The 7,743-nt window shown below is 68.2% G+C and carries 15 protein-coding genes; all 15 read left to right on the top strand.

Going from position 1 to position 7,743, the window contains the following annotated elements:
• Positions 1–153: 153 nt before the first annotated feature.
• Positions 154–573, top strand: a complete 420-nt coding sequence (gene rplP, locus QP089_RS46080; RefSeq protein WP_151600432.1) for a 50S ribosomal protein L16 — start codon at positions 154–156, stop codon at positions 571–573.
• Entirely contained in the window at positions 573–815 is a 243-nt protein-coding gene (gene rpmC / locus QP089_RS46075) for a 50S ribosomal protein L29 (protein WP_285920926.1), read from the top strand. The genes rplP and rpmC overlap by 1 nt, the downstream gene beginning before the upstream one ends.
• On the top strand, positions 812–1,081 hold the full coding sequence (gene rpsQ, locus QP089_RS46070; protein WP_285920925.1) for a 30S ribosomal protein S17: 270 nt from the start codon (positions 812–814) through the stop codon (positions 1,079–1,081). The genes rpmC and rpsQ overlap by 4 nt, the downstream gene beginning before the upstream one ends.
• A 64-nt stretch (positions 1,082–1,145) precedes the next feature.
• Positions 1,146–1,514, top strand: coding sequence for a 50S ribosomal protein L14 (gene rplN / locus QP089_RS46065; protein WP_021596728.1), 369 nt, complete (start codon positions 1,146–1,148; stop codon positions 1,512–1,514).
• Positions 1,514–1,822: a 50S ribosomal protein L24 gene (gene rplX, locus QP089_RS46060; protein ID WP_285920924.1), complete on the top strand. Its 309-nt coding sequence runs from the start codon at positions 1,514–1,516 to the stop codon at positions 1,820–1,822. The genes rplN and rplX overlap by 1 nt, the downstream gene beginning before the upstream one ends.
• 5 nt (positions 1,823–1,827) lie before the next feature.
• On the top strand, positions 1,828–2,403 hold the full coding sequence (gene rplE, locus QP089_RS46055; protein WP_285920923.1) for a 50S ribosomal protein L5: 576 nt from the start codon (positions 1,828–1,830) through the stop codon (positions 2,401–2,403).
• 55 nt (positions 2,404–2,458) lie between these two features.
• Positions 2,459–2,644, top strand: a complete 186-nt coding sequence (locus QP089_RS46050; RefSeq protein ID WP_018657585.1) for a type Z 30S ribosomal protein S14 — start codon at positions 2,459–2,461, stop codon at positions 2,642–2,644.
• 139 nt (positions 2,645–2,783) lie between these two features.
• On the top strand, positions 2,784–3,182 hold the full coding sequence (gene rpsH, locus QP089_RS46045; RefSeq protein ID WP_285920933.1) for a 30S ribosomal protein S8: 399 nt from the start codon (positions 2,784–2,786) through the stop codon (positions 3,180–3,182).
• Between the two features lie 16 nt (positions 3,183–3,198).
• Complete coding sequence (rplF, locus tag QP089_RS46040; protein WP_285920922.1) at positions 3,199–3,735, top strand: 50S ribosomal protein L6; 537 nt, start codon at positions 3,199–3,201, stop codon at positions 3,733–3,735.
• A 58-nt stretch (positions 3,736–3,793) separates the two neighbouring features.
• Entirely contained in the window at positions 3,794–4,180 is a 387-nt protein-coding gene (gene rplR, locus QP089_RS46035) for a 50S ribosomal protein L18 (protein WP_285920921.1), read from the top strand.
• A 31-nt stretch (positions 4,181–4,211) separates the two neighbouring features.
• Positions 4,212–4,835 carry a 30S ribosomal protein S5 gene (gene rpsE, locus QP089_RS46030; RefSeq protein ID WP_285920932.1) on the top strand — a complete coding sequence of 208 codons (624 nt, stop codon included), beginning with the start codon at positions 4,212–4,214 and terminating at the stop codon, positions 4,833–4,835.
• The gene (gene rpmD, locus QP089_RS46025) at positions 4,835–5,017 is read left to right on the top strand and encodes a 50S ribosomal protein L30 (protein ID WP_285920920.1); all 183 of its coding nucleotides are present in this window, start codon (positions 4,835–4,837) and stop codon (positions 5,015–5,017) included. Before rpsE ends, rpmD begins: the two co-directional genes overlap by 1 nt.
• 1 nt (position 5,018) lies before the next feature.
• On the top strand, positions 5,019–5,492 hold the full coding sequence (gene rplO / locus QP089_RS46020) for a 50S ribosomal protein L15 (protein WP_285920919.1): 474 nt from the start codon (positions 5,019–5,021) through the stop codon (positions 5,490–5,492).
• Between the two features lie 216 nt (positions 5,493–5,708).
• A complete protein-coding gene (secY, locus tag QP089_RS46015; protein ID WP_285920931.1) occupies positions 5,709–7,004 on the top strand; it encodes a preprotein translocase subunit SecY in 1,296 nt (431 codons plus the stop codon).
• Positions 7,004–7,654 (top strand): adenylate kinase, encoded by a 651-nt coding sequence (locus QP089_RS46010; protein WP_285920918.1) that lies wholly within the window; start codon positions 7,004–7,006, stop codon positions 7,652–7,654. Before secY ends, QP089_RS46010 begins: the two co-directional genes overlap by 1 nt.
• Positions 7,655–7,743: the final 89 nt, after the last annotated feature.

Raw genomic sequence — 7,743 nt, 5'->3', positions numbered from 1 at the left:
GCCGCGGTGGCCGCGGCGGACGCGGCGGCGAGCGCGGCGGCGCCCGCGGCGGCGAGGCCCGCGGGGGCGAGGCGCCCAAGCAGCAGCAGAGTTCCGAGCAGCCGGCGCAGACGGCCGACGCTGCTCCGCAGGGTGAGGGGAGCTGAGTAACCCATGCTGATCCCTCGCAAGGTCAAGCACCGCAAGCAGCACCACCCGAAGCGCCGCGGCATGGCCAAGGGCGGCACCAAGGTGACGTTCGGCGAGTACGGCATCCAGGCGGTCGAGGCCGCGTACGTGACCAACCGGCAGATCGAGGCCGCGCGTATCGCGATGACCCGCCACATCAAGCGCGGCGGCAAGGTGTGGATCAACATCTTCCCGGACCGCCCGCTGACCAAGAAGCCGGCGGAGACCCGGATGGGCTCCGGCAAGGGCTCGGTCGAGTGGTGGGTCGCCAACATCAAGCCGGGCCGCGTGCTGTTCGAGATCTCCTACCCGAACGAGCAGATCGCCCGCGAGGCGCTGACCCGCGCGATCCACAAGCTTCCGATGAAGTGCAAGATCGTTAAGCGAGAGGTGGGTGAGTCCTGATGGCCAAGGGTCTTACCGCCGACGACCTGCGGACCGAGCCTGAGGACGTGCTGGTCACCAAGCTGAAGGAGGCGAAGGAGGAGCTGTTCAACCTCCGCTTCCAGGCCGCGACCGGCCAGCTCGAGAGCCACGGGCGGCTGCGCACCGTCAAGCGCGAGATCGCCCGCATCTACACCGTGATGCGGGAGCGCGAGCTCGGCATCGTCACGGTCTCCGAGGACGCCGTGGAGGGCACCGAATGACCGAGCAGACCAAGGCGCGGAGCAGCCGCAAGGTCCTGGAGGGCCTCGTGGTCAGCGACAAGATGGACAAGACCGTGGTCGTGTCCGTCGAGGACCGCGTGAAGCACGCCAAGTACCACAAGGTGATCCGCCGCACGAAGAACTACAAGGCGCACGACGAGGCCAACGAGTGTGGCGTCGGCGACCGCGTCCGTCTCATGGAGACCCGCCCGCTGTCGGCGAGCAAGCGCTGGCGCGTGGTGGAGATCCTCGAGAAGGCCAAGTAATTACTGGTTCCACCAGGCTCCCCGCGGGACGCGGGGAGAACCGGTGTGACGAACAGGAGTTGACGTGATCCAGCAGGAGTCGCGACTCAAGGTCGCCGACAACACGGGTGCGAAGGAGATCCTCTGCATCCGCGTTCTCGGCGGCTCGGGTCGGCGCTACGCGGGAGTCGGCGACATCATCGTCGCGACGGTGAAGGACGCCCTTCCCGGCGCGGGCGTGAAGAAGGGTGACGTCGTCAAGGCGGTCGTCGTGCGCACCCGCAAGGAGCGCCGGCGCCCGGACGGCTCCTACATCCGCTTCGACGAGAACGCCGCGGTCCTGATCAAGGACGGCGGGGACCCCCGCGGCACCCGCATCTTCGGTCCGGTGGGCCGCGAACTGCGCGAGAAGAAGTTCATGCGCATCATCTCGCTCGCGCCGGAGGTGCTGTGATGAAGATCCGCAAGGGCGACGAGGTCGTCGTCATCGCCGGCAAGGACAAGGGCGCCACGGGCAAGGTCCTGCGCGTCCTCCCGCGCGAGGACCGCGTGGTCGTCGAGGGCGTCAACCTCATCACCAAGAACATCAAGGCCGACCAGCAGCGTGCCGGCCGGGAGAGCGGCCGGGTGACGGTCGAGGCGCCGCTGCACGTCAGCAACGTCGCGCTCGCCGAGGACGGCAAGCCGGTCCGGGTCGGCTACCGCATCAACGAGGACGGCACGAAGGTTCGGATCTCGCGCCGTAGCGGTAAGGAGATCTGAGACCGATGACCGAGACCGTCACCGAGCGTCCCGTCCCGCAGCCGAGGCTCAAGCTCCGCTACCGCGAGGAGATCGCGAAGCAGATGCAGGAGCAGTTCGGCTACGCCAACGTCATGCAGATCCCCGGGCTGACCAAGATCGTGGTCAACATGGGCGTCGGCGACGCGGCCAAGGACGCCAAGCTGATCGAGGGCGCGATCCGCGACCTGTCGCTGATCACCGGCCAGAAGCCGGCCGTGAACCGGGCCCGCAAGTCCATCGCGCAGTTCAAGCTGCGCGAGGGCATGCCGATCGGCGCGCACGCCACGCTGCGCGGCGACCGGATGTGGGAGTTCCTGGACCGGCTGCTGGCCACCGCGCTGCCCCGTATCCGCGACTTCCGCGGCCTGTCGCCGAAGCAGTTCGACGGCAACGGCAACTACACCTTCGGGCTGACCGAGCAGGTCATGTTCCACGAGGTCGACCCGGACAAGATCGACCGGACGCGGGGCATGGACATCACGGTCGTGACGACCGCGAAGACCGACGACGAGGGCCGGGCGCTCCTGAAGCTCCTCGGCTTCCCGTTCAAGGAAGCCTGACCATCGCGGTCGGGGTTCCGGCCGAGGATCGCAACAAGGAGAGCTGAGCACTCAGATGGCGAAGAAGTCGCTGATCGCCAAGGCGGCGCGGAAGCCGAAGTTCGGCGTGCGCGCGTACACTCGTTGCTCGCGCTGCGGGCGTCCGCGCTCGGTCTACCGGAAGTTCGGCCTGTGCCGTGTGTGCTTCCGGGAGATGGCCCACCGCGGCGAGCTGCCGGGCATCACCAAGTCCAGCTGGTAGGAGCCTCCCCCCGGCGACGGGGGGAGCCCGCCGGCGTGTATCAACCACCGGGCATCCGCACGGGTGCCCACGACCACGCCAAAGGTCCACGGGTCCGCATCGACCCGAGGAAACCGTGGCGAGGGAGGGCCAGCAGGCCATGACGATGACCGACCCGATCGCAGACATGCTGACGCGTCTGCGGAACGCGAATTCGGCGTACCACGACTCGGTGGCGATGCCGTACTCGAAGATCAAGGCGCACATCGCCGAGATCCTCCAGCAGGAGGGCTACATCTCGGGCTGGACCGTGGAGGACGCCGAGGTCGGCAAGAAGCTCACCATCGAGCTGAAGTTCGGACCGACCCGCGAGCGTTCGATCGCCGGCATCAAGCGCGTCTCGAAGCCGGGTCTGCGCGTGTACGCGAAGAAGGACAACCTGCCGAGGGTGCTGGGCGGGCTGGGCGTCGCGATCATCTCGACGTCCTCCGGCCTGATGACCGACCGGCAGGCGGGCAAGCGCGGCGTGGGCGGCGAAGTCCTCGCCTACGTCTGGTGAGGGGAGGGCTCTAACAATGTCGCGAATCGGACGTCTCCCCATCACCGTGCCCGGTGGCGTCGAGATCAGCCTCGACGGCCGCGAGGTCACCGTCAAGGGGCCGAAGGGCACGCTGTCGCACACGGTCGCCGAGCCGATCGAGGTGTCGATGGAGGACGGCCAGGTCACCGTGACCCGGCCGAACGACATCAACACGGTGCGCGCCCTGCACGGGCTCACCCGCTCGCTGATCAACAACATGGTCGTCGGCGTCACCGACGGCTACAAGAAGACGCTGGTCATCCAGGGCGTCGGTTACCGTGTGGTGGCCAAGGGCAAGAACCTCGAGTTCTCGCTCGGCTACAGCCACCCGATCACGGTCGAGCCCCCGGAGGGCATCACCTTCACGGTGGAGCGGCCGACCCAGCTGACCGTCGAGGGCATCGACAAGCAGAAGGTCGGCGAGGTCGCCGCCAACATCCGCAAGCTGCGCAAGCCCGACCCGTACAAGGGCAAGGGCGTGCGGTACGAGGGCGAGCAGATCCGCCGCAAGGTCGGAAAGGCCGGCAAGTGATGAGGGCGAGCAGATCCGCCGCTGCGCTTCCGAATGTCGGAAAGGCTGGTAAGTAGTCATGGCAGGCACCAAGGCCCTGGCCGCGAAGGCCACGTCGGCGCGGGCCAAGTCCCGCAAGCGCCGGCACCTGCGGGTCCGCAAGAAGGTCGTCGGCAACGCCGCGCGTCCTCGCCTGGTTGTGACCCGCTCCACCAGGCACGTGTTCGTCCAGGTCATCGACGACAGCAAGGGCCACACGCTGGCCTACGCCTCGACGATGGAGGCGGACCTGCGCTCCGATTCCGCCGACAAGACGGCCAAGTCCCGCAAGGTGGGCGAGCTCGTCGCCCGGCGGGCCAAGGAGGCCGGCGTCTCCGCGGTCGTGTTCGACCGCGGCGGCAACAAGTACCACGGCCGCATCGCCGCTGTCGCGGAGGGTGCGCGCGAGGGGGGCCTGGAGCTGTGATGGCCCTCAACGAGGCAAACGAGAGGAACCACTGATGGCAGCGCAGAGGCGTGGCGGCGGTCAGGGTGGCGACCGTCGCGACGGCCGCCGCGACGACCGCCGCGGTGGCGCCGACAAGGGCCAGTCGTACATCGAGAAGGTCGTGGCGATCAACCGTGTCGCCAAGGTCGTCAAGGGCGGTCGCCGGTTCAGCTTCACCGCCCTGGTGATCGTCGGTGACGGCAACGGCACCGTCGGCGTCGGCTACGGCAAGGCCAAGGAGGTGCCCGCGGCGATCGCCAAGGGCGTCGAGGAGGCCAAGAAGCACTTCTTCAAGGTGCCGCGGATCCAGGGCACCATCCCGCACCTGGTGCAGGCGCGGGACGCGGCGGGCGAGGTCCTGCTGCGCCCGGCCGCCCCCGGTACCGGCGTCATCGCCGGCGGCCCGGTGCGCGCGGTGCTGGAGTGCGCGGGCATCCACGACGTGCTGAGCAAGTCGCTGGGCAGCGACAACGCCATCAACATCGTGCACGCCACGATCGCGGGGCTGAAGTCGCTGAAGCGTCCGGAGGAGATCGCGGCCAAGCGCGGCCTGCCGATCGAGGACGTCGCCCCGGCGGCCATGCTGCGCGCCCGCGCGGCGGGCAGCGAGCCGCGGGCGGAGGTCGCGGGCTGATGGGCAACCTGAAGATCACGCAGACCAAGTCCGTGATCAGCGAGAAGCAGAACCAGCGTGACACGCTGCGCACCCTCGGCCTGAAGAAGATCGGGCAGAGCGTCGTCCGCGAGGACCGCCCCGAGGTGCTCGGCATGATCCGGACGGTGGCCCACCTGGTCACCGTCGAGGAGGTCGACTGACATGGCCGCCGATCTGGAGAAGGGCGCCGACGGCGCCCCGCTGAAGATCCACGACCTGCGTCCGGCCCCCGGCGCCAACAAGTCCAAGATCCGCAAGGGTCGCGGCGAGGCGTCCAAGGGCAAGACGGCGGGCCGCGGCACGAAGGGCACCAAGGCCCGCAGCACGGTGCCGGTCGGGTTCGAGGGCGGCCAGATGCCGCTCATCCGCCGGGTGCCGAAGCTGAAGGGCTTCAAGAACCCCAACCGTGTCGAGTTCCAGGTCGTGAACCTGGACAAGCTCGCCGCGCTCTACCCCGAGGGCGGCGAGGTCACGGCCGAGGACCTGGCGGCCAAGGGCGCGGTGCGCCGCGGCCGTCCGGTGAAGGTCCTCGGCACCGGCGAGATCTCGGTGGCCGTCCGGGTGAAGGCGCACGCCTTCTCCGGCAGCGCCAAGGAGAAGATCGCCGCCGCCGGCGGGACCGCCGACGAGCTGTAGGGCGACACCTTCGATGCCGGGGCCGTCTTCGCCTTGCGCCGCGGGCCGCAGTGCCCGCGGGGCGGGCGGGGCGGCCCCGGTCTCATCTGCTGTTAGAGTCACACCGGCGGAGGCGACGCGCGTGAGATTCCCCACGATCTTCGTCTCCACCGGACCTCATGGACCTGTAACCGGCCCCTCGGCGGCCATGATCTCGCCAGTCGCGCAGGAGGAATGGTGCTGACCGCGTTCACTCGGGCTTTCCGTACGCCCGACCTGCGTAAGAAGCTGTTGTTCACGTTGTTCATGATCCTGGTGTTCCGGGTCGGGGCGACCCTTCCGACGCCGAACGTGAACGTGAGCGTGCTGAAGTCGACCGCGGACGCGGCGAAGAAGAGCAACCAGCTGTACGGCCTCGTCGACCTGTTCAGCGGCGGCGCGCTGCTGAAGCTGTCGGTGTTCGCGCTGGGGATCATGCCGTACATCACGGCGAGCATCATCCTGCAGTTGCTGACCGTGGTGATCCCGCGGCTGGAGGCCCTCAAGAAGGAGGGCCAGGCCGGCACCACGAAGATCACCCAGTACACCCGGTACCTGACGATCGGGCTGGGCATCCTGCAGGCGACCGGCATCGTGGCGATGGCCAGCACGGGGCAGCTGTTCCAGGGGCAGTCGGGCAGCGACGACATCCTGTACGACACCGGCGTGTTCCCGATCGTCACCATGGTGATCTGCATGGTGGCCGGCACCTCGGTGATCATGTGGCTGGGCGAGCTGATGACCGACCGCGGCGTCGGCAACGGCATGTCGATCCTGATCTTCACGCAGGTGGTGGCGGTCTTCCCGTCCCAGTTCTGGAGCATCTACAAGGCCAAGAACGGGTTCGTCTTCGCGCTGGTGATCATCGTCGGCCTGGCGATCATGGCGGGCGTGGTCTTCGTCGAGCAGGCGCAGCGCCGCATCCCGGTGCAGTACGCCAAGCGGATGGTGGGTCGGCGGATGTACGGCGGCACCTCGACCTACATCCCGCTGAAGGTGAACCAGGCCGGCATCATCCCGGTGATCTTCGCCTCATCGCTGCTGTACCTGCCGGTGCTGGCGACGCAGCTGTGGCCGAACACCAAGTGGCTGCAGAAGGTGCAGCCCTACCTGCAGCAGGACAACCCCTGGCATATGGGGATCTTCTTCGTCTTCATCATCTTCTTCACCTACTTCTATGTGGCGATCACCTTCAACCCCACTGAAGTGGCCGACAACATGAAGAAGTATGGTGGATTCATCCCAGGTATCCGTCCTGGCCGGCCGACCGCCGAGTACCTCGACTACGTGCTGACCCGGATCACCACACCCGGTGCGCTCTACCTGGGGCTCGTCGCCCTGATCCCCATGGTGGCGTTCGCACTCCTGAACGCGACCCAGAACTTCCCCTTCGGCGGCACGAGCATCCTCATCGTCGTCGGCGTCGGACTGGATACCGTGAAGCAGATCGAGAGTCAGCTACAGCAGCGCAACTACGAGGGCTTCCTCCGGTAGTGCGTATCGTGCTGGTGGGCCCCCCTGGAGCGGGCAAGGGGACGCAGGCCCAGTTCATCGCATCTCATCTGTCCATCCCGAAGATCTCGACAGGTGACATCTTCCGCGCCAACGTGAGCGGCGGCACCGAGCTCGGCCGGCAGGCCAAGCAGTACATGGACCGCGGCGACCTCGTCCCCGACGAGGTGACGATCGCGATGGTGCGCGACCGGCTGGCCGAGGACGACGCGCGCGACGGGTTCCTGCTCGACGGGTTCCCGCGCAACGTCCCGCAGGCCGAGACGCTGAAGAAGATCCTCGCCGAGTGGGACACCCGCCTGGACATCGTGCTGGAACTGGTCGTCGACGAGGACGAGGTCGTCCGGCGGCTGTCGGGCCGGCGCACCTGCGACAAGTGCGGCCGCATCTGGCACGTCGACTTCGACGACAAGCAGGACGACGTCTGCGACGACTGCGGCGGCCGCCTCTTCCAGCGCGACGACGACAAGGAAGAGGTCGTCATGCACCGCCTGGAGGTCTACAAGCACGACACGGCGCCGCTGGTGCAGTTCTACGCCGACGAGAACATCCTCGTCGGCATCGACGCGACCGGGCCGGTCGAGGAGGTCACCAAGCGCGCCCTCGCCGCCCTCCGCCCGCTGGAGCGGTAGGGGGCGGGCCCGCCGTCCGCGCACCGGGGCCGCCGTGGCGGTCCCCGCCGGGAGGCGCCGCCTCTCCGGGGCCGCGGAGCGGTACCCGT

The sequence above is a fragment of the Actinomadura opuntiae genome (assembly GCF_030283205.1).
GTDB lineage: Bacteria > Actinomycetota > Actinomycetes > Streptosporangiales > Streptosporangiaceae > Spirillospora.
The sequence above is the reverse complement of the archived record's forward strand: the minus strand, read 5'-3'. Positions and strand labels throughout refer to the sequence as shown.

Coding starts and splice junctions, on each gene's coding strand:
- rplP (WP_151600432.1), top strand. CDS start 154: ATGCTGATCCCTCGCAAGGTCAAGCACCGCAAGCAGCACCACCCGAAG.
- rpmC (WP_285920926.1), top strand. CDS start 573: ATGGCCAAGGGTCTTACCGCCGACGACCTGCGGACCGAGCCTGAGGAC.
- rpsQ (WP_285920925.1), top strand. CDS start 812: ATGACCGAGCAGACCAAGGCGCGGAGCAGCCGCAAGGTCCTGGAGGGC.
- rplX (WP_285920924.1), top strand. CDS start 1,514: ATGAAGATCCGCAAGGGCGACGAGGTCGTCGTCATCGCCGGCAAGGAC.
- rplE (WP_285920923.1), top strand. CDS start 1,828: ATGACCGAGACCGTCACCGAGCGTCCCGTCCCGCAGCCGAGGCTCAAG.
- QP089_RS46050 (WP_018657585.1), top strand. CDS start 2,459: ATGGCGAAGAAGTCGCTGATCGCCAAGGCGGCGCGGAAGCCGAAGTTC.
- rpsH (WP_285920933.1), top strand. CDS start 2,784: ATGACGATGACCGACCCGATCGCAGACATGCTGACGCGTCTGCGGAAC.
- rplF (WP_285920922.1), top strand. CDS start 3,199: ATGTCGCGAATCGGACGTCTCCCCATCACCGTGCCCGGTGGCGTCGAG.
- rplR (WP_285920921.1), top strand. CDS start 3,794: ATGGCAGGCACCAAGGCCCTGGCCGCGAAGGCCACGTCGGCGCGGGCC.
- rpmD (WP_285920920.1), top strand. CDS start 4,835: ATGGGCAACCTGAAGATCACGCAGACCAAGTCCGTGATCAGCGAGAAG.
- rplO (WP_285920919.1), top strand. CDS start 5,019: ATGGCCGCCGATCTGGAGAAGGGCGCCGACGGCGCCCCGCTGAAGATC.